At 70.0% G+C, this 22,603-nt stretch carries 18 protein-coding genes and 1 pseudogene; 8 read left to right on the forward strand and 11 right to left on the reverse strand.

All coding sequences use genetic code 11. From position 1 onward, the window contains the following. Positions 1-798, forward strand: a pseudogene (locus tag ACZ7LS_RS14335) (serine/threonine protein kinase); the annotation flags it as partial. Positions 799-963: 165 nt separating this feature from the next. Here the strand turns inward: ACZ7LS_RS14335 and ACZ7LS_RS14340 are convergent. The 3 genes from ACZ7LS_RS14340 to ACZ7LS_RS14350 all read right to left on the reverse strand — a co-directional run bounded on the left by ACZ7LS_RS14340 (position 964) and on the right by ACZ7LS_RS14350 (position 3,422). Continuing rightward, positions 964-1,983: a phosphotransferase gene (locus ACZ7LS_RS14340; protein ID WP_382528314.1), complete on the reverse strand. Its 1,020-nt coding sequence runs from the start codon at positions 1,981-1,983 to the stop codon at positions 964-966. Positions 1,984-2,187: 204 nt separating this feature from the next. Beyond that, positions 2,188-2,604 (reverse strand): pyridoxamine 5'-phosphate oxidase family protein, encoded by a 417-nt coding sequence (locus tag ACZ7LS_RS14345; protein WP_382528292.1) that lies wholly within the window; start codon positions 2,602-2,604, stop codon positions 2,188-2,190. 161 nt (positions 2,605-2,765) lie between these two features. Beyond that, on the reverse strand, positions 2,766-3,422 hold the full coding sequence (locus tag ACZ7LS_RS14350; RefSeq protein WP_382528311.1) for a response regulator: 657 nt from the start codon (positions 3,420-3,422) through the stop codon (positions 2,766-2,768). Positions 3,423-3,747: 325 nt separating this feature from the next. On the opposite strand from ACZ7LS_RS14350, the gene pdhA reads away from it, so the two are divergent. The 3 genes from pdhA to ACZ7LS_RS14365 are packed head-to-tail and all read left to right on the forward strand — an operon-like array spanning position 3,748 to position 7,390. Then, positions 3,748-4,935 carry a pyruvate dehydrogenase (acetyl-transferring) E1 component subunit alpha gene (pdhA, locus tag ACZ7LS_RS14355; RefSeq protein WP_382528289.1) on the forward strand — a complete coding sequence of 396 codons (1,188 nt, stop codon included), beginning with the start codon at positions 3,748-3,750 and terminating at the stop codon, positions 4,933-4,935. A gap of 2 nt (positions 4,936-4,937) precedes the next feature. After that, positions 4,938-5,918: an alpha-ketoacid dehydrogenase subunit beta gene (locus ACZ7LS_RS14360; RefSeq protein WP_382528286.1), complete on the forward strand. Its 981-nt coding sequence runs from the start codon at positions 4,938-4,940 to the stop codon at positions 5,916-5,918. Between the two features lie 14 nt (positions 5,919-5,932). Beyond that, a complete protein-coding gene (locus tag ACZ7LS_RS14365) occupies positions 5,933-7,390 on the forward strand; it encodes a dihydrolipoamide acetyltransferase family protein (RefSeq protein WP_382675093.1) in 1,458 nt (485 codons plus the stop codon). Between the two features lie 102 nt (positions 7,391-7,492). Here the strand turns inward: ACZ7LS_RS14365 and ACZ7LS_RS14370 are convergent, their stop codons facing one another. The 3 genes from ACZ7LS_RS14370 to ACZ7LS_RS14380 form a co-directional block, all read right to left on the reverse strand. Further along, complete coding sequence (locus tag ACZ7LS_RS14370) at positions 7,493-8,497, reverse strand: hypothetical protein (protein ID WP_382675090.1); 1,005 nt, start codon at positions 8,495-8,497, stop codon at positions 7,493-7,495. 1,076 nt (positions 8,498-9,573) lie between these two features. Continuing rightward, positions 9,574-10,566, reverse strand: a complete 993-nt coding sequence (locus ACZ7LS_RS14375; protein WP_382528278.1) for a D-alanyl-D-alanine carboxypeptidase family protein — start codon at positions 10,564-10,566, stop codon at positions 9,574-9,576. Positions 10,567-10,777: 211 nt separating this feature from the next. Continuing rightward, positions 10,778-11,647 carry a D-alanyl-D-alanine carboxypeptidase family protein gene (locus tag ACZ7LS_RS14380; protein ID WP_382528308.1) on the reverse strand — a complete coding sequence of 290 codons (870 nt, stop codon included), beginning with the start codon at positions 11,645-11,647 and terminating at the stop codon, positions 10,778-10,780. A 370-nt stretch (positions 11,648-12,017) separates the two neighbouring features. On the opposite strand from ACZ7LS_RS14380, the gene ACZ7LS_RS14385 reads away from it, so the two are divergent. Together ACZ7LS_RS14385 and ACZ7LS_RS14390 are read left to right on the forward strand one after the other, a co-directional pair. Further along, positions 12,018-12,680 (forward strand): GntR family transcriptional regulator, encoded by a 663-nt coding sequence (locus ACZ7LS_RS14385; protein ID WP_382528275.1) that lies wholly within the window; start codon positions 12,018-12,020, stop codon positions 12,678-12,680. After that, complete coding sequence (locus ACZ7LS_RS14390; RefSeq protein ID WP_382528272.1) at positions 12,677-13,978, forward strand: MFS transporter; 1,302 nt, start codon at positions 12,677-12,679, stop codon at positions 13,976-13,978. The genes ACZ7LS_RS14385 and ACZ7LS_RS14390 overlap by 4 nt, the downstream gene beginning before the upstream one ends. Positions 13,979-14,166: 188 nt before the next feature. On the opposite strand, the gene ACZ7LS_RS14395 is transcribed toward ACZ7LS_RS14390, so the two are convergent. After that, a complete protein-coding gene (locus tag ACZ7LS_RS14395; RefSeq protein WP_382675084.1) occupies positions 14,167-14,991 on the reverse strand; it encodes a maleylpyruvate isomerase family mycothiol-dependent enzyme in 825 nt (274 codons plus the stop codon). A gap of 177 nt (positions 14,992-15,168) precedes the next feature. Between ACZ7LS_RS14395 and ACZ7LS_RS14400 the strand changes: the two genes are divergently transcribed. Continuing rightward, on the forward strand, positions 15,169-15,981 hold the full coding sequence (locus tag ACZ7LS_RS14400) for a carbon-nitrogen family hydrolase (RefSeq protein ID WP_385136786.1): 813 nt from the start codon (positions 15,169-15,171) through the stop codon (positions 15,979-15,981). A 98-nt stretch (positions 15,982-16,079) separates the two neighbouring features. Here ACZ7LS_RS14400 and ACZ7LS_RS14405 read toward each other — a convergent pair whose 3' ends face one another. Next, positions 16,080-16,574, reverse strand: a complete 495-nt coding sequence (locus ACZ7LS_RS14405) for an LURP-one-related/scramblase family protein (protein ID WP_382528263.1) — start codon at positions 16,572-16,574, stop codon at positions 16,080-16,082. Between the two features lie 212 nt (positions 16,575-16,786). On the opposite strand from ACZ7LS_RS14405, the gene ACZ7LS_RS14410 reads away from it, so the two are divergent. Continuing rightward, entirely contained in the window at positions 16,787-18,631 is a 1,845-nt protein-coding gene (locus ACZ7LS_RS14410) for an NHL domain-containing thioredoxin family protein (protein WP_382528260.1), read from the forward strand. A gap of 20 nt (positions 18,632-18,651) precedes the next feature. Here the strand turns inward: ACZ7LS_RS14410 and ACZ7LS_RS14415 are convergent, their stop codons facing one another. From ACZ7LS_RS14415 to ACZ7LS_RS14425, 3 genes are all read right to left on the reverse strand, one after another. Further along, complete coding sequence (locus ACZ7LS_RS14415; RefSeq protein ID WP_382528257.1) at positions 18,652-18,879, reverse strand: DUF6458 family protein; 228 nt, start codon at positions 18,877-18,879, stop codon at positions 18,652-18,654. A 104-nt stretch (positions 18,880-18,983) separates the two neighbouring features. Further along, on the reverse strand, positions 18,984-20,285 hold the full coding sequence (locus ACZ7LS_RS14420; protein WP_382528254.1) for a M18 family aminopeptidase: 1,302 nt from the start codon (positions 20,283-20,285) through the stop codon (positions 18,984-18,986). Between the two features lie 338 nt (positions 20,286-20,623). Beyond that, on the reverse strand, positions 20,624-22,450 hold the full coding sequence (locus ACZ7LS_RS14425; protein WP_382528251.1) for an acyl-CoA dehydrogenase: 1,827 nt from the start codon (positions 22,448-22,450) through the stop codon (positions 20,624-20,626). Between the last annotated feature and the right edge of the window lie 153 nt (positions 22,451-22,603).

The following is a 22,603-nucleotide window of genomic DNA, read 5'->3' on the forward strand; positions in this document are numbered from 1 at the left end:
CAGAGTGCGGAGGAGATGCGCGGGCTGATCCAGTACGGCATGCAGATGCTGCAGCAGCACGGGAGTCATACGGGTACCTGGAACACCGGGGTGGTGGAGCCGCATATGGGCGGTAACACTCCGGCGATGGGTATGGCCGCGACGGCCGCGCTGGGGCATCCGCCGCACGGTGACACCTCGCAGGGTCCGATCCTGCCGCCGAGGAACCCGGACGACGGCGGGTACGACGGCGGGCACCAGAACGGCGGTGGCCGCGGCAAGATGTGGATCTTCGTCGCCCTCGCGGTCATCGCGATCGTCGCCGGGGTGGCCTACGCGCTCCAGGGCATGGGCGATACGAACGGCACCGGCGACAAGACGGAGAACAAACCGTCGAGCAGCACGAGCGAGTCCACACCGAGCGACTCGCCCTCCCCCTCGGACTCCCAGGACGAGGACACCACGGAGCCCGACACCTCCACAGGGGGCAACCACCAGCCGAGCTACACGCCGGAAGAGTCTCCGTCGGAGACGCCGAGCGAGTCCGACGCGTCGAGTGAGAGCCCGCCGCCTCCTCCGGAGACGGGTTCGACGGGCTCCAGCAACGGAGGGTCGAGCACGGGCACGTCGGACGGAGGCACCTCCGACGGCGGTACGACGGACGGAGGCACGACGGACGGCGGTACGACGGACGGGGGAACCGCCGACGGCGGTACGTCCGACGGCGGCGCCACCGTGGGCACGACGGCGGGCAACAACGGCGCGCCCGGCGGGAGCGGCACGAACGGCGACCCCGGCGCCGGAGGCACCACGTCCTGACCGGAGGCACCCCCTCCTGACCGGAGGTACGCCTTCCTGGCCCGAGGCACCCCGCCCGACCGGCGGGCGGCACGCGGTCGGGCCGCGCGCCGCTCCTGAGGCTCCTGAGGTCCGGCCCGCCGCTCCTGGCGTCCGGCGGTCCGGCCGCCGCTCCCTGAGCCGGGATCAGCCGGCGAAGGCCTCGCGCACCGCCTCGTACTCCCGCGTCCACCACACCGCGAGGGCCGACACCGCTGCGAACAGCGGGTCGGCCCTTCGGTCGTCCAGCTGGTAGCGCCAGCGCAGTATCCAGAAGTCGTTGAGCCGCTCCCACCACACCCGGTGCACGGCCGCGGCCAGTTCGGAGGCGCGGGCGCCGGCCGCCCGGCGGTAGGCGCGCGCGTACGCCCGTACCTTCGTCAGCTCCAGCTCGCCCGTCGGCCGGACGAAGAAGATCGCCGCGGCCCGTACCGCCTCCTCGGCGCGCGGCTGTACGCCGAGCCGGTCCCAGTCGATGATCGCGACCGGATCGTCGCCCCGGTAGAGCAGATTCAGCGGGTGGAAGTCGCCGTGCACCCAGCCCGTGGCCGGTTCCGCGCCGGGGAGCGGCCTGCGGTGGGCGTGGCGTTCCAGCAGGTCCCGGCGCTCCATGAGGCGGTGTTCGGCCAGTGCGTCGAAGACGTCCCTGCGGGTACGGCCGCGGGCCAGGGAGAGCAGCTCGTCGATGAGGTCGAAGGTGTCGGCGGGGTCGGGGCTGTCGTACGCGAGCGCCGGCGGCTCCGGCTCCATCACCCGCTCCAGACGGGTGTGCACCAGCCCGAGAAGCCCGCCGAGGTGCCCCGACCCGAGGGCGGTCAGCTGCGAGCCGTCGCGATGGCGTCCGTCGATCCACGGGTGCAGGGCGTAGCAGTGGCCGCCGATGACCGCGACGGTGTCGCCGTCGGCGCTCTCGACGGGCGGCGCGACGGGCACGCCGAGCGTCTGGAGCCGCTGGGTGGCGCGGTGCTGACGGTCGATGGTGTCGCGGTCGCCGTCCAGGTGGTGCTTGAGGAAGTAGGCGCCCCGGGTGGTGCGGAGCCGGTAGCCGCGGTTGAGCAGCCCTTGGGCGACGGGTTCGCAGGAGAGCGGCTCGCCCGCGTTCCGGTAGCGGCGGAGGAGCGTACGGACCGGTGGAGCGGGGGCGTGGAGCGGGAGGGTGGAGTGCAGCGGAGCCGAGGGGTGAGGCGGGGCCGGCGGGTGGAGCGGGGCGGAAGGGTGCGGTGGTGCGGACGGGTGCGGTGGTGCGGAGGGATGTACGGGAGGAAGCACGGTACGAGGTGCACGAGCGGCGGGAGGCGCGGGAATGGGAATCACGGCTGTCGCAGCAGGTGCGGCGATTTCATATGAGCGCGGCACTTGTCAGATGTTAGATCACGCAACGTGTTGGCTTCGTCGCTCCACGGAATAGTCGAGCGTATGTACGGTTACGAACTGGGGTGTAAGCCGCATATACACCGGATCGAATGGTTCACCGTCCACGCGGTGGGGGCCCGTGCCGAACATTTCCACCTCGGGGGCCGTCGGCTCGATGATCTCCGCGGTGCCGGTGAACTCCACCGACCACCGGTCCGCCTCGTCACTGCTGAAGTTGTCCGCGCCGTACGCCACCACGCCGCCGCCGCACGCCCGGTGGTAGCCGAGGCCCGCGTGCATGCGCAGCAGTACGGATCCGCAGGCCACGACATGGCGGGCGGGTGCCACGAACGGCATCGCGCGCATACTCGTCGCCACCCGCCCGTACGGCACCCGGCTGAGCAGATCGATGGCTCGGAGTTCCTCGGTGAACATGTCGTCCACTGTCCGTTACCGAAGACCTCGCCAACAGAGGAGGCGGCCCTGTATGCGCGGGACGTAGGTCCCGATTAGGACCGGGCCCGACGCGGTACGGACGGCCTCGTCCGCCCGGTCCAGGGCTTCTCCGTCAGGGTTTCCCGGCCGGGGTTTTCCCGTCAGGGCCTCTCCGCCTGGAGCCGCGCCACATACGCGGCGGCCTGCGACCGGCGCTCCATCCCCAGCTTGGAGAGCAGACTGGAGACATAGTTCTTGATCGTCTTCTCGGCGAGATGCAGCTCCTCGCCGATCGCGCGGTTGGTCATGCCCTCGCCGATCAGATTCAGGATCCTGCGCTCCTGGTCGGTGAGGCCGGCCAGCTTGTCGTCCTTCGGGCTGTTGCCCGTACGCAGCCGCTCCAGCACCCGCGCCGTCGCCTCCGGGTCGAGCAGCGACCGCCCCGCCGCCACGTCCCGTACCGCCGTCAGCAGCTCGTTCCCGCGGATGGCCTTGAGTACGTAACCCGAGGCCCCGGCCATGATCGCGTCGAAGAGCGCCTCGTCGTCGGCGAACGAGGTGAGCATCAGGCACTTGATGGACTCGTCCCGCGAGCGGATCTCCCGGCAGACCTCCACGCCGCTGCCGTCCGGCAGCCGGACATCCAGGACGGCCACATCGGGCCGGGCCGCCGGAATCCTGGCCGTGGCGTCGGCCGCCGTACCCGCTTCTCCCACGACCTCGATGTCATCCTCGACGGACAAAAGCTCGTAGACGCCCCTGCGGACGACTTCGTGGTCGTCGACGAGAAATACAGTAATTTTTCCGTCCTTGTACACAGAATCCAGTCTCACACATTCACCCCTTCCCTGCCGTGGATCAGCGGGATAACGTGCCGTTGTTCCGGCAGCCCGCAAGGCTGTGACCAGTGGTTGTTAGAGATTTTGTCAATTTACTTGGAAATCCAAGCAAAATTGCAGGTCAGATGGGGTTTCGCAGGAGTGCCACCCACTGGGTAACGTGCCTATGACAGTGCGCTCGCCGGGGCACCTGTCACGTCTGTTCCAGTCGGGTCGCACCCACCCCCGTGCGCGCGACGGAAACAGGCGAGCCGCACTGGTTCCCGGCGGATCCCGGGGGCCGGACAGACGGAGGAGCACGCACGTGACCGTGGAGAGCACTGCCGCTCGCAAACCGCGACGCAGCAGCGGCACCAAGCGCGCAAGCGCCAAGAGTACGTCGCAGGCGCAGAGTTCGAGTACCGAGCCACAGCTCGTACAACTGCTCAGCCCTGAGGGCGAGCGGGTCGAGCACCCGGACTACCGGATCGACCTGACCTCGGAGGAACTGCGCGGGCTGTACCGGGACATGGTCCTGACCCGCCGCTTCGACGCCGAGGCCACGGCGCTCCAGCGCCAGGGCGAGCTGGGGCTGTGGGCCTCACTGCTGGGCCAGGAGGCCGCGCAGATCGGCTCGGGTCGCGCGCTGCGCGACGACGACTATGTCTTCCCGACCTACCGTGAGCACGGCGTGGCCTGGTGCCGCGGCGTCGACCCGACGAACCTGCTGGGCATGTTCCGTGGTGTGAACCACGGAGGCTGGGACCCCAGCAGCAACAACTTCCACCTCTACACCATCGTCATCGGCTCCCAGACGCTGCACGCCACCGGCTACGCCATGGGCGTCGCCAAGGACGGCGCGGACATGGCCGTGATGGCGTACTTCGGGGACGGCGCCTCCAGCCAGGGCGATGTCGCCGAGTCGTTCACCTTCGCCGCGGTCTACAACGCGCCGGTGGTCTTCTTCTGCCAGAACAACCAGTGGGCGATCTCCGAGCCGACCGAGAAGCAGACCCGGGTGCCGCTCTACCAGCGCGCACAGGGGTACGGCTTCCCCGGCGTCCGGGTCGACGGCAATGACGTACTGGCCTGTCTCGCCGTGACCCGATCCGCGCTGGAGCGGGCCCGCCGGGGCGAGGGCCCCATGCTGGTCGAGGCCTTCACGTACCGGATGGGCGCGCACACCACCTCCGACGACCCCACCAAGTACCGCGCGGACGAGGAGCGGGAGGCCTGGGAGGCCAAGGACCCGATCCTGCGGCTGCGCCGCTACCTGGAGCGGGAGGGCCATGCCGACGAGGCGTTCTTCACGGCTCTGGACGAGGAGAGCGAGACGCTCGGAAAGCGGGTACGAGAGGTAGTACGGGCCATGCCCGACCCGGACCCCATGGCGATCTTCGACCATGTCTACGCCGACGGGCACGCGCTCGTCGATGAGGAGCGCGCACAGTTCGCCGCGTACCAGGCATCGTTCGAGGACACCCAGAGCGGTTCCGCCGGGGAGGGCAAGTAGCCATGGCCGTACAGAAGCTCCCGATCGCCAAGGCGATCAACGAGTCGCTCCGCAAGGCGCTGGAGACCGACCCCAAGGTCCTGATCATGGGCGAGGACGTCGGCAAGCTCGGCGGCGTCTTCCGGGTCACGGACGGTCTGCAGAAGGACTTCGGCGAGGACCGTGTCATCGACACCCCGCTCGCCGAGTCGGGCATCATCGGCACGGCCATCGGTCTCGCGCTGCGCGGCTACCGGCCGGTGGCGGAGATCCAGTTCGACGGTTTCGTCTTCCCCGCCTACGACCAGATCGTCACGCAGCTCGCGAAGATGCACGCCCGCTCGCTGGGCAAGATCAAGCTGCCCGTCGTGATCCGTATCCCGTACGGCGGCGGTATCGGCGCGGTCGAGCACCACAGCGAGTCCCCCGAGGCGCTCTTCGCGCATGTCGCGGGTCTGAAGATCGTCTCGCCGTCCACGGCGTCGGACGCGTACTGGATGATGCAGCAGGCCATCCAGAGCGACGACCCGGTGATCTTCTTCGAGCCGAAGCGGCGCTACTGGGACAAGGGCGAGGTCAACGTCGAGGCCATCCCCGGCCCGCTGCACGGTGCGCGGGTCGCCAGGGCGGGCACGGACCTGACGCTCGCGGCGTACGGCCCGATGGTGAAGGTCTGTCTGGAGGCCGCCGCGGCGGCCGAGGAGGAGGGCAAGTCGCTGGAGGTCGTCGATCTCCGGTCGATGTCCCCGATCGACTTCGACACCATCCAGACGTCGGTGGAGAAGACGCGCCGACTGGTCGTGGTGCACGAGGCTCCGGTCTTCTACGGCTCCGGCGCGGAGATCGCCGCGCGCCTCACGGAGCGGTGCTTCTACCACCTGGAGGCCCCGGTGCTGCGGGTCGGCGGCTACCACGCGCCGTATCCGCCGGCCAGGCTGGAGGACGAGTACCTCCCGGGCCTGGACAGGGTGCTCGACGCCGTCGACCGCTCGCTCGCGTACTGAGGAGTGCCGTGACCATGACTGCTGACACTTCCACCGCTTCCGGCGCCTCGGCTCGCTACCGCGAGTTCAAGATGCCCGATGTGGGCGAGGGGCTCACCGAGGCCGAGATCCTCAAGTGGTACGTACAGCCGGGCGATTCCGTCACGGACGGCCAGGTGGTCTGCGAGGTCGAGACCGCGAAGGCGGCCGTCGAGCTGCCCATTCCGTACGAAGGAGTGGTGCACGAGCTGCGCTTCGAGGAGGGCACGACGGTCGATGTCGGCGCGTCCATCATCACGGTGGACGTGGCACCGGGCAGCGGGGAGCCGGCGCCCGCCGCCCCTGCTCCTGCCGCGGCGGCCGAGCCCGCGGAACCGGCGGAACCCGCGGGGCGTACGCCGGTGCTCGTCGGATACGGGGTCGCCGAGGCGTCCACCAAGCGGCGCGCGCGCAAGGGCGCTCCGGGTGCCTCGGTGCCGGAGCAGGCGACGGCCGCACAGACCGCGACCGCCGCCATCCAGGCGGAGATGAACGGGCACGCGGGCGCCCCCCCGCTGTCCCGTCCGCTGGCCAAGCCTCCCGTACGCAAGCTCGCCAAGGACCTCGGCGTGGACCTGGCGACGATCACGCCGACGGGTCCGGGCGGGATCATCACGCGCGAGGACGTCCACGCGGCGACGGCTCCCGCCACGGCCACCGAACCGGCGGTCGTGGCTCCCGCCCCGGCTTCCGTCCCGGAGCCGGTCGCCGAGCCGGCGACGGCGGCGGCCCAGACGGCCGGCGTGGCGGCCGGCCGGGAGACCCGTATCCCGATCAAGGGCGTACGGAAGGCCACGGCGGCGGCCATGGTCGGCAGCGCCTTCACCGCGCCGCACGTCACGGAGTTCATCACCGTCGACGTGACGCGCACGATGAAGCTGGTCGAGGAGCTGAAGTCCGACAAGGACATGGCGGGCCTGCGGGTCAACCCGCTGCTCCTCATCGCCAAGGCGCTGCTGGTCGCGATCAAGCGCAACCCCGAGGTCAACGCGGCCTGGGACGAGGTGAATCAGGAGATCGTCCTCAAGCACTACGTGAACCTGGGCATCGCGGCGGCGACCCCGCGCGGTCTGATCGTCCCGAACATCAAGGACGCGCAGGACAAGACGCTGCCCCGACTGGCCGAAGCGCTGGGGGAGCTGGTGTCCACGGCCCGCGAGGGCAGGACGACCCCGGCGGCCATGCAGGGCGGCACGGTGACGATCACCAACGTCGGTGTCTTCGGCGTCGACACCGGTACGCCGATCCTCAACCCGGGCGAGTCCGCGATCCTCGCGGTCGGCGCGATCAAGCCCCAGCCGTGGGTCCACAAGGGCAAGGTGAAGCCCCGTCAGGTCACCACGCTGGCGCTGTCGTTCGACCACCGCCTGGTCGACGGCGCACTGGGCTCCCAGGTCCTGGCGGACATCGCCGCGATCCTGGAACAGCCGAAGCGCCTGATCACCTGGGCGTAGCACCCCGGGGCCGCGGCGCCCCGACGACGGAGCCCCACGGCGCGCACACGGCCGTGGGGCTCTTCGGTCCTCGCGGTCGTCTCCCGCCGGACCGGAACGGAATCAGCGTTTCGACGAGACCGTTACCACCCAGTCGGAGTTCCGGAAATGAGTGGACACCCCAGTCCCCACCTGGGACTTGTCGGGAGGTCCAGAGCTGGGGAACAGTGAAGGAGAGACGGGACGCCCCAATCGCTCCTCCCACATGGTCGCCCACTTCTCAAGATCCGGGAATGCCTCTCGAACCGCCGTCCGGTTGACGAAACTGTACTTCTGATGAATGAAACCCTTTCGGATATCTTCATCGGTGAGCTTTCCCGCGTCCCTCAGCTCATCCCATTTCTGCCGGGCCTTGGCCACCATCACATCGGAGGAGATCTGAAAGTCGCCGTCGCTGGGCCCGACGGGCCGCCCGTTCTCATCGAGCGCCCCCAGTTTGTACAGCGATTCGAATGGACGGCGTGCCGGGCGCTCGCTCGGAGGTGTGGAACCCATCCACTGCCGGAACCTCTCCAGCGCCAGGGGCTGCCCTGCCAAGTCCCGCTCGGTCGGGAAGTTCTTGTGGCGGCCCGAGAAGAAGAACGCCCATGACCCCTGGAGCCGCACGTCGTAGTCCTGGGGACGCTCACATGCGGAGCACAGGACCCTGGACAGGGACGACGACATGTCCTTGAACTGCTTGGGAGTCGTACCCAACGGTGCCTGGTAGTGGCGCCACCAGCCGACTTGCTGCCGCGTCAGCCCGAGGAACGCCAGGTCCCGAGGCTGGATGCGGTATCCCGTGTCATCGTGCGGCCATGCCCGGATCCCCAGGCGCTGACTTCCGGGGACCCTGCCGTCGGCGTCGATGAGCCCCTTCGCCTGGGCCTCTTGGCGCCTCTTGGCGAAGCCGGGGTCCTCGTCGGCCGCCGGAATTCCTTGGACGGTCCGGACGGTCCGGACGGTCTGCTCATAGACGCTCGTGCCGACCGGCCGGGGGGTTAACGCAGCGGTCGGAGCAACCGAAGGACCCGATAGAACCAGGGCCGCGACGGCGAGAACTCCCAGCCTTAGACGCTGTCTTGACACTCTTTACCTCCAGCAGGAACGTTCCCCATGGCCCGCGCTCCTCGCGGTCCATGACTCAGAATTGCGCATATCTCCGCACGTCACTGGAACAGCCACGCCGACATGGAGGAGTAAACGTCGAGGGGAATTCCCTGAGTAAGTAAGGCTGGTGCCGGTGGTCAATGGGGTAGTCGGGGTGACCCGGAATGGAGCATGGCGGGTGGGGGCCGCCCCTTGGGTTTCAGTTTCGCGGCTCCGGGTCGGGCGTCAAGGGCGCTCCTTTGTCGCGTCGGCTGCGCCGATTCCGCTGCGCTCCACCCTTGACCCCCGTCCCTGCACCGCAAGTGCAGCTTCGAGGGGGGGCGGCCCGGGGGGAGGGGTCCCCGGGGAAGCTCCCTTGTTCCCGGGGGTCCGGTTGCCGACTCACCGGTCGGTGGGCCCTGCGGGGCTGCGCGGCAGTGGAGTGGGGCGGCCCGGCACCGGCTCAGCGAGCTGATGTGGGCGGGTAGTTGGGGCGCATGCCCCGCTGGTGAGGGCCCGTTGTCGGCTGCTTCTGCAGCCCGAGGCAGACGAGAGGGCCACCCGCCCCCTATGCCCCGGTTTGGCGGGCCTTTTGGAGGGTCCTCGGACCGGTGATGCGTCCCGTGTCCACTTCACCTGGCTCCACGGCACATCACGGTCTCCCAGGGGCCCACTCATCGCCCCCTGAGTCACACCCACCCCACCACCCACACACCCTCACCAGCGGGGCATGAATCCCAGCCACCCACCGGGGGCAACCCGCCAAGCCGGGGCCGGGCCGCCCCACACCACTGCTGCGCAGACCACCCACCGGGCGGCGGTCGGCAATGGACCGGCCCCCACCCACGGATCCCCTCCGGGGACCCCTCCCCCCGGGCCGCCCCCCTGAAAGCAGCACTTGCGGTGGAGGGGCGGGGGTCAAGGGTGGAGCGAAGCGGAATCGGCGCAGCCGACGCGACGAAGGAGCGCCCTTGATGCCCGACCCGGAGCCGCGACACTGAAACCCAAGGGGCGGCCCCCACCCGCCATCAAGCGCACCGGGCCACCCCGACTACCCCTCGGTCCTCACCCTTCGATCAGTCCCGCTGCGCCCCCGCCGGGAGCTGTCGCAGCTTCAGCGTCTTCGCCGTCGACGTCCCGAAGCCGTAGTCCAGCAGCGCCGCCGCGTCCGCGTACTGATTGGTGCTGTTCAGGACGACGCCGACCACCGTCTTGTCACCGCGCGTCGCCGCGAAGACCAGGCACAGGCCCGCCGGGGTGCTCGTGCCGGTCTTGATGCCGATGACGCCCGCGTAGGAGCCGAGCAACTGGTTGGTGTTGTACCAGGTGTAGGTGCGCGTGCCGCCGTTCGTGGCCGGGGCCGTGGTCTTGTACGAGGTGGCCTTGACGATCGTGCGGAAGGTGGCGTTGTCCATCGCGTGCTGGGCGAGCTTCGCGAGGTCGCGCGGGGTGGTGGTGTCCGTCCCGATGCCGTCGAAGGAGGCGAACACGGTGTCGGCGAGCCCGAGTTCCGCCGCCTTCGCGTTCATCCGCGCGATGAACGACGCCGTCCGCGCCTCGCTGGTGGCGCCGGTGCCGTACGTGTCGGCCAGGGCGTACGCGGCGTCGGAGCCGGAGGGCAGCATCGTGGCGTACAGCAGTTGCCGGACGGTGAGCCGGTCGCCGGTGCGGAGGTCGGCCGTGCTCGTACCGTTCGCCGCCACGTAGTCGCGGTACGCCTGCTGGACCGTGACCTCGCGGTCGAGATCGAGGTTCCTGGCGTCGAGTACGACGGCGGCGGTCATGATCTTCGTGGTGCTCGCCATCCGGCGGCCGGTGTCCGCGTCCTTCGCGAAGACCGTGGCGCCGGTCTCGTCGTCCACCAGGAGGGCGCCCTTGGCGGCGACAGCCGGAGCGGGAGCGGCCGGCGAGGTCACGGTCGACGCGGTGGCGGCCGACGCGGCGGCGGACGGAGCCGTGGCCGCCTGGGCCGGGCCGGCCAGGGTCGTGACCGTCAGCAGGGCGCCGGCGGTGAGGGCGATCAGGGCGGTGGCGTGCGCGGCGCGCCGGGCCCGGGGACTGGTGGTCAAAGGAACGCTCCGTATCGGTGGGGCAATCGGTGAGGCCGCTTTGAGCTTTCTGCGCGAGGCGGCCATCTACGGAACGTCCTGGGAGGGCTGTTGGGTTGTACGGGCGTACGGGCACGGCGTACGGAACGAGGGCTACGGGCACGGCGTACGGAACGAGGGCCGGGCCGGAGTCTCGTTCCCCGGCACGGCCCTCGCTCTCACATGCCCCGGATCAGTCGCGCTGCGCGTCCGACGGGAGCGACCGCAGCTTCATCGTCTTCGCGGTCGACGAGCCGAAGCCGTAGTCGAGCAGCTTCGCCGCGTCCTTGTAGCGGTCGGAGCTGTTCAGGATGACGCCCACGAGGGTCTTGCTGCCGCGCGTGGCGGCGAAGATCAGGCAGGGGCCCGCGGCCGTGCCGGTGCCGGTCTTGATGCCGATGGCGCCCTTGTAGGAGCCGAGCAGCTGGTTCGTCTGGTACCAGGTGTAGGTGCGGGTGCCGCCGGCACTGGTCGGGGCCGTGCTCTTGTACGAGGTGGCCTTCACGACCGCGCGGAAGTGCGAGTTCTTCATCGCGTACTGGGCGATCTTGGCGAGGTCGCGCGGGGTGGTGTAGTTGTTCCCGCCCTGCGATATGCCGTCGAAGGAGTCGAACTTGGTGTTCTTGAGCTTGAGTTCGGTCGCCTTGGCGTTCATCTTGGCGATGAACGACTTGGTGCGGGCGGCGTTGGTGGAGCCGGTGCCGAAGGTGTCGGCGAGGGCGTAGGCCGCGTCGCAGCCGGAAGGCAGCAGCGTGCCGTACAGCAGCTGCCGCACGGTGACCTTGTCGCCGGTCCGCAGATCCGCGGTGCTCGCGCCCTCCTTGGCGACGTAGTCGCGGTAGGCCTGCTTGACGGTCACCTTGCGGTTGAGGTCGACGCCCTTGGTGCTGAGCACCACGGCGGCGGTCATGATCTTCGTCGTGCTGGCCATCTGGCGCCTGGTGTCGGCGGTCTTGCTGTAGACCGTCGCACCGGTCGCGTTGTTGAGCAGGAACCCGCCCTTGGCGCTGACGGACGGCGCGGCGGCCGCCTGAGCGGGTGAGGCCAGGGCCGAGACGGCCATGAGGGCACCGGCGGTGAGGGAGACCACGGCGGCTCTGCGCGCGCCCGAGAGGCTGGGTATCAAGAGAAACGCTCCGAATCCGCGAATGCGAGGGAAAGCACCGACTGGGGCCGTGCTGGGAAAAGGGCCCCAATGCTTGACGCGTGAGCGGATCGGAGGGATGTACGGGACGGGAGAATGATTTCGTGGTTCACGTCACGTCCGGGGAGTGCGGGAACCCTTCCGCTGGACTGCCGGGATGACGTCGGTGACCCACTGCTTGAACGGTTCACACGAGACATTCGCGCACCCGTCGACGAGACCGGGTGACCCGTGTCCGAATCCCGGACGGCGGATGCTGTTGCACCTCTGTTGTATCTAAGCTGTGCGCATGCCACCCGCTCCTGCCGCTCCCGTGAAGCAACCGCCCGCCGCGGACCGTGTGTACAGCCACATCAAAGAAGCCGTTCTCGGCCGCCGTTACGAAGGCGGCACCCTGCTGACCGAAGGTGAGCTGGCCGAAGCCGTCGGGGTGTCTCGTACGCCTGTGCGGGAGGCGTTGCTCAAGCTGGAGGTCGAGGGGCTGATCAAGCTCTATCCGAAGAAGGGCGCCCTCGTGCTCGCCGTCTCCGCGCAGGAGATCGCGGATGTCGTCGAGACCCGGCTGCTGGTCGAGGAGTTCGCCGTGCGGAAGGCCGTGCCGGCGTCCGCGCGGTTGATCGCGCGGCTGGAGGAGGTGCTGGAGGAGCAGCGGCGGCTGGCCGAGGACGGGGATCTCGCCGCCGTCGCCGTCGCCGACCGGTGCTTCCACGCCGAGATCGTGCGCCACGCGGGCAACGAGATCCTCTCCAAGCTCTACGACCAGCTCAGGGACCGTCAGCTGCGGATGGGCGTCGCCGTGCTGGAGGCGCACCCCGACCGCATCGCCAAGAACATCACCGAGCACACCGAGATGCTCGACGCCATCAGAATCGGCGACGCGGACGGCGCGGCGCAGTGTCTGCGACGGCATGTCAGCCGGGTCAAGGTGCTGGTCAGGGGTGAGGCCCGGTGAGTGCCGCCTCGGTCACCCTCCCCGGCGATCCACCCGGCGGGCGCCGTGCCACCTGGATATGGGGCATCGGCGTCGCCGTCTACTTCGTCGCCGTCATCTTCCGTACGAGCCTGGGCGTGGCCGGCCTCGACGCCGCCGACCGGTTCGGAGTCAACGCCTCGGCCCTGTCGACGTTCTCCATACTTCAGCTGCTCGTCTACGCGGGCATGCAGATACCCGTCGGACTGATGGTCGACCGGCTCGGCACCAAGAAGGTGCTGACCATCGGCGTCGTGCTGTTCACCCTCGGGCAGCTCGGCTTCGCGCTCTCCCCCTCGTACGGCACCGCCGTCGTCTCCCGCGCGCTCCTCGGCTGCGGTGACGCGATGACCTTCATCAGCGTGCTGCGGCTCGGCACCCGCTGGTTCCCGGCCCGGCGCGGGCCGATGATCGCCCAGGTCGCCGCGCTCTTCGGGATGGCGGGCAACCTCGTCTCCACCCTCCTCATCTCCCGCACCCTGAACGGTCTCGGCTGGACCACGACCTTCGCCGGCAGCGCGCTCGCCGGGGTGTTCGTTCTCGTCCTGCTGCTGCTCTTCCTCAAGGACCACCCGGAGGGCCATGAGCCGCCGCCCGCCGAGCACGCGGGCGCCGTGTACGTACGGAAGCAGATCGCCGCGTCCTGGCGCGAACCCGGTACCCGGCTGGGGATGTGGGTCCACTTCACCACCCAGTTCCCGGCGATGTTCTTCCTGCTGCTATGGGGGATGCCCTTCCTCGTCGAGGCGCAGGGTCTGTCCCGCGCCGTCGCGGGTGAACTGCTCACCCTGATCGTGCTGTCCAACATGGTCGTCGGGCTGGTCTACGGGCAGGTCATCGCCCGCCACCACGCGGCCAGGGCGCCGCTGGCCCTGGGGACCGTCGGGGCGTCGGCGCTGGCCTGGGCGGTGACGATCGCGTACCCCGGCGACCATGCCCCGATGTGGCTGCTGATCACGCTCTGCGCGGTCCTGGGCGCGTGCGGTCCCGCGTCGATGATCGGTTTCGACTTCGCCAGGCCCGCGAACCCGCCGGAGCGTCAGGGCACGGCCTCCGGAATCGTCAACATGGGCGGTTTCACCGCCTCGATGACGACGCTGTTCGCGGTCGGCGTCCTGCTGGACGCGACCGGCGACAACTACCGGATCGCGTTCTCGACCGTGTTCGTGCTCCAGGCGATCGGGGTCGTGCAGATCCTGCGGCTGCGGAACCGCACCGCGCGCCGGGAGCGCGAGCGGCTGGTGGCGAGCCGGGTGGAGGCAGTGCACGTACCGGCCTGACGCCTGTACGTCCCGTAGTCCCGTACGTCCCGTACGTAGGGCCGCAGGGGCGGTGCGGGCGCGGGCGCGGGATCGGTCGGACGCAGCCACAGACGCGGGGGCGGCTCGGACGCCGAGCCCGGCGCGGACGCAGGCGTGGGCCGGCCCGGCGGGGACGCGGTGCCGTGGTCTCGCCGCCGCGCCCGGCCCTACGGCGTGACCGCGAACTCCCGCAGAATCGCCTCGGCCAGGTCGAGATCACCGTCGGTCTTGACGCGGTCTGCCACCGCCGCCGGCCGCACCCGTCCGCACGCCAGCCGGAAGTACGTCTCCCAGTCCGTCGCGAGCGTCACCACGGGGCCGAGCGAGGGGGACCCGTCCACCGAACCACGTCCGTCGGCGTTCACCCGGACCGTACGGAGGAACTCCACCGGGCCGCTGACATCGATGACGACCGCCGAGTTCGGCGGCGCGCCCGCCTTCTTGGCGACGACCTTCGGCAGCGCGGCCAGCAGCGCGTCGCGGGTGACGATCGCGCCCGGTGAGTCCAGGTTGCCGGGCTTGTTCAGCGCGGTGCGCAGATCCTGTTCGTGCACCCAGATGTCGAACGCCCGCGCGCGCATGGCGGCTTCGAGGGTCTGCTCGGAGCCCAGCGGGGCGCGGACCATCGTCTCGGGGGAGCGGTTCTCGTTCCGCAGCTGCCGGTTGCGGCGGATGATCGTGTACTCCAGCTCGGAGGTCATCTCCGGCGCGGTGTGGTGGCGCCGTACGTCGACCTGCATCTCCATGTAGCGGGTGTGGTCGTCCCGTACGTGGTAGAGGTCGCGCGGCAGCGAATGGATGGGCCGCGGGTCCCCGAGCATCTCGCATTCCAGGCCGATGACATGCGAGACGATGTCTCGTACGGACCAACCGGGGCACGGTGTGCGGCGGTTCCATTCGCCCTCGACGAGCGGCTGCACCAGCTCGGCTATGGCTTCGATGGAGTGGGTCCAGGCATCGGCGTAGTTTTGAAGGCTGGGATGGACGGTCACGGGACCCCTCGGCGGTTCTGCGGTACGCGGGCTGGCTTGCTGGCGGGCGGGCTGCGGGCTGCGGGCTGCTTGGGAGGTTTGGCAGCTAAGTTACGCTGCCCGGTGGCACCCCGGCAGTGCTTTCGTGTGACGATCGTAGGCCCGTGTTGACGGCTCGAATGCCAGGACGGTGGTACTGTGCGCGCCTCGCTGATCCAGATCGCAGTAGAACCGGATGAATCGGTCGATGCGCGCAGACGGCGCGCGGCGGCGCTGGTACGGGAGCAGCGCGGCGCCGATCTGGTGGTGCTTCCCGAGCTCTGGCCGGTCGGGGCCTTCGCGTACGAGTCCTTCGCCGACGAGGCGGAGCCGCCGGAGGGGCCCACGTTCCGGGAGATGTCGAAGGCGGCGAGCGACGCGGGCGTCTGGCTGCACGCCGGATCCATCGTGGAGCGAGCGGAGGACGGCCGGGCTCCGGACGGGACCCTCTACAACACCTCGCTCGTCCTCTCCCCCGCCGGTGAACTGGTCCGTACGTACCGCAAGATCCACCGTTTCGGCTTCGACAAGGGCGAGGCGACGCTGATGGGCGCGGGCGGCGAACTGGTCACCGTCCGGCTGCCCGAGACCACTCTCGGCCTCGCCACCTGCTACGACCTGCGCTTCCCCGAACTGTTCCGGGGCCTGGTCGACGCGGGCGCCGAGACGCTCGTCGTCCCGGCCGGCTGGCCGGCCCGCAGGCGCGCGCACTGGACGCTGCTCGCCCGCGCACGCGCCGTGGAGAACCAGGCGTACGTCCTGGCCTGCGCGACCGCCGGTACACACGCCGGGGTGGAGCAGTCCGGGCACAGCATCGTGGTGGACCCCTGGGGCGAGGTGCTCGCGGAGGCGGGGACGGACGAGGAGGTCCTCACCGTGGACCTCGATCCGGGGGCGGTCGCGACGACCCGCGAGCGCTTCCCCGCGCTGAAGGACCGCAGGCTGGGACTGGAGACGCCGAGCGTGACCTGATGGGCGGGTGGCCGCCGGCGCTGGCCGGTGGCCGCCTGTGGCCGGGGAGCCGCCGGTCCGTCGCCCCCGGCCTGCCGGCCCTTCGATCCTCCGACCTCTCAGACGTCTTCGTGTTCCTTCTCCGCCATCCTGATCACACACACCGCGACGGCGATCAGCAACGCGTGGTCCGCGTCGTCCCGTACGACATTCACGCCGTACGTCTCCCGCATCCGCAGCCGGCGCCGCGAGACATGGGCCAGCAGTTCGCCGTCGTACTCGATCGCGAACTCCAGGTCCAGGATCCGGCCGCTCACATCCAGCTCGGTGCCCTCGGCCAGGGCGACCCGGTAGTGATTGCGCAGCAGCGAGAGCCGCTTTCTGCGGATCGTCGCCAGCGGCCGGTCGTCCCGCTCGATGACCATGGCGTCCCGCAGGCTGAGCAGCTTCTGGCGCAGCGTGATCAGCACCTCGCCGCTGGGCGCCTTGAGTTCCAGGGTGTCGCGCAGGCGCAGCGCCTTACCGTCGACGCGGAAGGCCCGCCGGCCGTGCTCGTCCTCGATCCAGTAGTCGTCGCCGATCGCGAAGATCTTGTCGCGCACGAGATATCTCATGGAGGACGGGTACCCGGGGGAGCCGACACGGCGGTCGGCGCGGGCGCAGGTGCACGCATACGAGCGCGGGCGCACGCGTACGGCCGTGTGCGGGGTGCGGCGCACGCGGTTGTGGGGTGCCGCCCGCCGAGTGCCCCCGGCCCGCACCCCTCATACGTGGCTGACGGGAGCCCTGGCGGCCGGGTCGTTTTCGGTGGTGGCACCCTTGTTTCATGACCGATGCGACCCCCGCCCCCGTCTCACCCCCGTCCCGCCGCGCCCGTGTCCGTGCCCCCGAGCTGATCGGCAAGGGCGGCTGGCTCAATACGGGCGAGATGTCGTACACCCTCGCCGACCTCCGCGGACGCATCGTCATTCTCGATTTTTGGACGTTCTGCTGCATCAACTGTCTGCATGTCCTCGATGAGCTGCGGGAGCTGGAGGAGAAGCACCGGGACACGGTTGTGATCATCGGTGTCCACTCCCCGAAGTTCGTGCACGAGGCCGAGCACCAGTCCGTCGTCGACGCCGTCGAGCGGTACGAGGTGCACCACCCGGTGCTGGACGACCCCGAGCTGGCGACCTGGAAGCAGTACGCCGTGCGCGCCTGGCCGACGCTGGTCGTCATCGATCCCGAGGGCTATGTCGTGGCCCAGCACGCCGGCGAGGGGCATGCGCACGCCATCGCGAAGCTGGTGGAGGAGCTGGAGACCGAGCACGCCGCCAAGGGCACGCTGCGGCGCGGGGACGGTCCGTACGTGCCGCCGGAGCCGGTCGCGACCGATCTGCGTTTTCCCGGCAAGGCGCTGGTGCTGCCCGGCGGGCACTTCCTCGTCTCGGACTCCACCCGTCATCAGCTGGTCGAGCTGGACGCGGACGGCGAGACGGTCGTCCGGCGGATCGGCACCGGCGTGCGCGGTTTCGGCCCGGACTCCTTCAGCGAACCGCAGGGGCTCGCGCTGCTGCCGGACGGCAAGGTGGTCGTGGCGGACACCGTGAACCACGCGCTGCGGACGTACGACCCGGCGACCGGCGTGATCGAGACCGTCGCGGGGACCGGCAGGCAGTGGTGGCAGGGCTCGCCGGCCGAGGGGCCCGCCCTTGAGGTGGATCTCTCCTCGCCGTGGGACGTCGCCTGGTGGGCGGACCGGGTCTGGATCGCGATGGCCGGGGTCCACCAGCTGTGGACGTACGACCCGGCCACCGGAACGGTGGCGGTCGCGGCCGGTACGACCAATGAGGGGCTGGTGGACGGGCCCGCCGCCGAGGCGTGGTTCGCCCAGCCGTCCGGGCTGGCGGCGGCCGGGGACCGGCTGTGGATCGCCGACTCGGAGACCAGCGCCCTCCGCTATGTGGAGCGCGCCGGGGAGGGCGAGGGCGGCGGATTCGTGATCCGTACGGCCGTCGGCGCGGGGCTCTTCGACTTCGGTCACCGCGACGGCGCCGCCGGACAGGCCCTGCTCCAGCACCCGCTGGGCGTCACCGCGCTGCCCGACGGCTCGGTCGCCGTCTCGGACACGTACAACCACGCGCTGCGCCGCTACGACCCGGCGACCGGTGAAGTGACCACGCTGGCAACGGATCTGCGGGAGCCGAGCGACGCCGTGCTCGTCGGCGAGGACATCGTCGTCGTCGAATCCGCGCGGCACCGGCTGACGCGGCTGCGGCTGCCCGACGAGGCGGTCAGTGTCGAGGCCGTCGCCCACCGCACCCAGCGGGCGGCCACCGAGGTCGCGCCCGGCGCGCTGACGCTGGACGTCGTCTTCACCGCGCCGACGGGTCAGAAGCTCGATACGCGCTACGGGCCCTCGACCCGGCTGCTGGTCTCCGCCACCCCGCCCGAGCTGCTGGCGGAGGGCGGCGGCGCCGGTACGGACCTCCACCGTGAGCTGGTGCTGGCCGACGGTGTCACCGAGGGCGTGCTGCATGTGTCCGCGATGGCGGCCTCCTGCGACGACGACCCGGCGAACGAGTACCCGGCCTGCCATGTCCATCAGCAGGACTGGGGTGTGCCCGTCCGGGTCGACGGTTCGGGAACGTCCCGGCTCACGCTCGTCCTGGCCGGCCTCGGCGCGTAAGCGGATCGTCGTCCGGCGGGTCAGAAGCCCCGGCCCCGGTCGTCCCGTTCCACCACGGTCGGGGCGACCGGCGGGACGATGGCCCGCCGACGGCGGGCGATGCTGGTGATGGTGGCGATCCCGATGATGCCGACCACCATCATGATCAGACCGACCAGGTCGAGATTGACGCTCTCCATCTCCCAGTCGGTCGCGAACGTGAGGATTGCTCCCCCCGCGATAAGGGCGATACATCCGCCTATGCCCATGATTCCCGCCTCCTCGTATGAGTGGTGGCTGTCAGGGCCACGGGGATCGCGTACCCCGGTCCTCAACGCCCATGCGGGCGGCGGGAGTCCGGCCCGGCGTGGGCTCAGCCCTCCAGGAACGCCACCAGCGCGTTCGCCAGCAGGTACGGGTCGTCCGCGCCGCACAGCTCGCGCGCGCTGTGCATCGACAGGATCGCCACGCCGATGTCGACGGTCTGGATGCCGTGTCTCGCGGCGGTGATCGGGCCGATCGTCGTGCCGCACGGCATCGAGTTGTTGGAGACGAACGACTGCCAGGGCACGCCCGCCCTCTCGCAGGCGGCGGCGAACACGGCCCGGCCGCTGCCGTCCGTCGCGTACCGCATATTGACGTTGACCTTGAGGATGGGGCCGCCGTTGGCGCGCGGGTGGTGCGTCGGGTCGTGGCGGTCGCTGTAGTTCGGGTGTACGGCGTGGCCGGTGTCGGACGACAGGCAGACCGTGCCGGCGAAGGCCCGCGCCCGGTCCTCGTACGTACCGCCTCGGGCGAGCACCGAGCGTTCGAGGACCGTGCCGAGCAGCGGCCCGTCCGCGCCGGTGTCCGACTGCGAGCCGTTCTCCTCGTGGTCGAAGGCGGCGAGCACCGGGATGTACGGGAGCGGCTCGGCGGCGGCGGACGTGGCGACCGCGGCCAGCGCCGCCGTACCCGCGTGCACCGACAGCAGGTTGTCCATCCGGGGCCCGGCCAGCAGTTCGCGGTCGCGGCCGAGGTAGGAGGGCGGCTCGATCGCGTGCGGCATCAGGTCCCAGCCGGTGATGTCCGCGGCGTCGACCCCCGCCTCCTGCGCGACGAAGCGGATCAGATCGCCTTCCCGGGGATCCCCGAGGCCCCAGATCGGCTGCATGTGCCGCTGCCGGTCCAGCTTCAGCCCGTCGGTGTTGACGGAGCGGTCCAGGTGCACGGCCAGCTGCGGGACGCGGAGCAGAGCGCGGTCGATATTGATCAGCCGGTGCGAGCCGTCGCGCAGGGAGATGCGGCCCGCGAGGCCCAGATCGCGGTCGAGCCAGGTGTTGAGCAGCGTCCCGCCGTAGATCTCGACGGCGATCTGGCGCCAGCCGAACGAGCCGGTGTCCGGCAGGGGCTTCACCCGCAGATTCGGCGAGTCCGTATGGGCGCCGACGATACGGAAGGGGGTGTGCGGCTCCGCGCCCTCCGGCACGAACCAGGCGACGATGGCACCGCCGCGCAGCACGAACCGCCCGCCCGCGGAACCGTCCCAGGCGTCCGTCTCCCGCAGCTGCCGGAAGCCGGCCTTCTCCAGCCGCTCGGCGGCGTTGGCCACCGCGTGATACGGCGTAGGACTGGCCGTCAGGAAGGAGATGAGGTCGTCGGTGTGGCCGCGGTCGAAGCGGGCGGAAGTGCTCATGGGGTTCACCATAACGACGGGCCCCGACACCGGGCCCGCCACCGGTTGGAACGGCACACAACTGGGCGGGACAAGCTCCGCACATGGGGAGAACAGGCACGAGAAGCGGGCGGGCGGAGGGGGAGAACGGGCGGGGAGGGGGTGCGCAGAGGGCGGGACGCCCCACGGGCAACAGACGGCAGGACACCTCCCGGGGAGAGGTGTCCTGCCGCATATGTCCTGCCGTCGCGGTCCGGAGGCCGGACCCGTCGTGGCCCGGACGCCGGACCCGTCGCGGTCCTGAGGCCGGACCCGTCGTGGCCCGGAGGCCGGGTCGGTCGCGGTGCGGAGTCGCGGGGTCAGAAGGCCGCTTCGTCCAGCTCCATCAGCGAGCCGTCGACGGACTCGGCGAGCGCGCGCTGCGTCGAGACGTCCGGCAGGATATTCGCGGCGAAGAACTTCGCCGCCGCGATCTTGCCCTGATAGAACGCCACGTCCTTCGCGGCGGCCGTCTCCAGCTTCTCGGCGGCCACGGCCGCGCCGCGCAGCAGCAGATAGCCGACGACCACATCGCCCGAGGCCATCAGCAGCCGCGTCGTGTTCAGCCCGACCTTGTAGATGTTCTTGACGTCCTCGCCGGTGGAGGTCAGGTCGGTCAGCATCCGGCCGACGATCGCCTCCAGATCGGCTGCGGCCTTGGCGAGCGCCTCACGGGCCGGGGCCAGCTCCGTACCGCCGGTGCCGACGGCCAGGAACGTCTTGATCTCCTCGGCGAGCGTGTTCAGCGACTGGCCCTGGTCGCGGACGATCTTCCGGAAGAAGAAGTCCTGGCCCTGGATCGCGGTCGTGCCCTCGTAGAGGGTGTCGATCTTGGCGTCCCGGATGTACTGCTCGATCGGGTACTCCTGCAGATAGCCGGAGCCGCCGAACGTCTGAAGGGACTGCGCGAGCTGCTCGTACGACCGCTCCGAGCCGTAGCCCTTCACTATCGGCAGCAGCAGATCGTTCAGCCCGTGCAGCGCCTTCGCGTTCTCGCCCTCGGCCTCCTTGACGGCGATCTCGTCCTGGACGGAGGCGGTGTACATGACGAGGGCGCGCATGCCCTCGGCGTACGCCTTCTGCGTCATCAGCGAGCGGCGCACATCGGGGTGGTGCGTGATGGTGACCTTGGGCGCGGCCTTGTCCATGAACTGCGCGAGATCGGGGCCCTGGACCCGCTCCTTGGCGTACTCCAGCGCGTTCAGGTAGCCCGTGGAGAGCGTGGCGATGGCTTTCGTGCCGACCATCATCCGGGCGAACTCGATGATGCGGAACATCTGGCGGATGCCCTCGTGCTTGTCGCCGATCAGCCAGCCCTTGGCGGGGTGGCGGTCGCCGAAGGTCATCTCGCAGGTGTTGGAGGCCTTGAGGCCCATCTTGTGCTCGACGTTCGTCGCGTAGACGCCGTTGCGCTCGCCCAGCTCGCCGGTCTCCCAGTCGAACTCGTACTTCGGTACGAGGAAGAGGGACAGGCCCTTGGTGCCGGGGCCGGCGCCTTCGGGGCGGGCGAGGACGTAGTGAAGGATGTTCTCCGACATGTCGTGCTCACCGGACGTGATGAAGCGCTTCACGCCCTCGATGTGCCAGCTGCCGTCCTCCTGCTCGACGGCCTTCGTACGGCCCGCGCCGACGTCCGAGCCGGCGTCCGGCTCGGTGAGGACCATCGTGGAGCCCCACTGCTTCTCGACGGCGAACGCGGCGACCTTCTTCTGCGCCTCGTTGCCCTCCTCGAAGAGGATGCCGGCGAAGGCGGGGCCCGACGCGTACATCCACACGGCCGGGTTCGCGCCGAGGAGCAGCTCCGCGTACGCCCAGATCAGGGAGCGCGGCGAGGTCGTGCCGCCGATCTCCTCCGGCAGGCCCAGGCGCCAGTACTCGGAGTCCATGTACGCCTGGTAGCTCTTCCTGAAGGCCGCCGGGACCGGAGCGGTATTGGTCTCCGGGTCGAAGACCGGCGGGTTGCGGTCGGCGTCCGCGAACGACTCCGCGAGATCGTTCTCCGCGAGGCGCGTGACCTCTTCGAGGATGCTCTTGGCGGTCTCCACGTCCATCTCCGCGAACGGTCCGGAGCCGTACAGCTTGTCGCGCCCGAGGACCTCGAAGAGGTTGAACTCGATGTCGCGCAGATTCGACTTGTAGTGCCCCATGGCGACGACTCCGTAAGGATCGGGGAGGCGGGTTCCTCATACACGTACCAGTTAGTAGCTACGATGATGCTACCCATGGGTAATAAGGCGCAACCCCGTCCGGGAGACTGTGACGAGGTCGACGAGGCTCCCCCGGGCACCATTCCTCAGTAC

Source organism: Streptomyces sp. NPDC039430 (assembly GCF_055639435.1).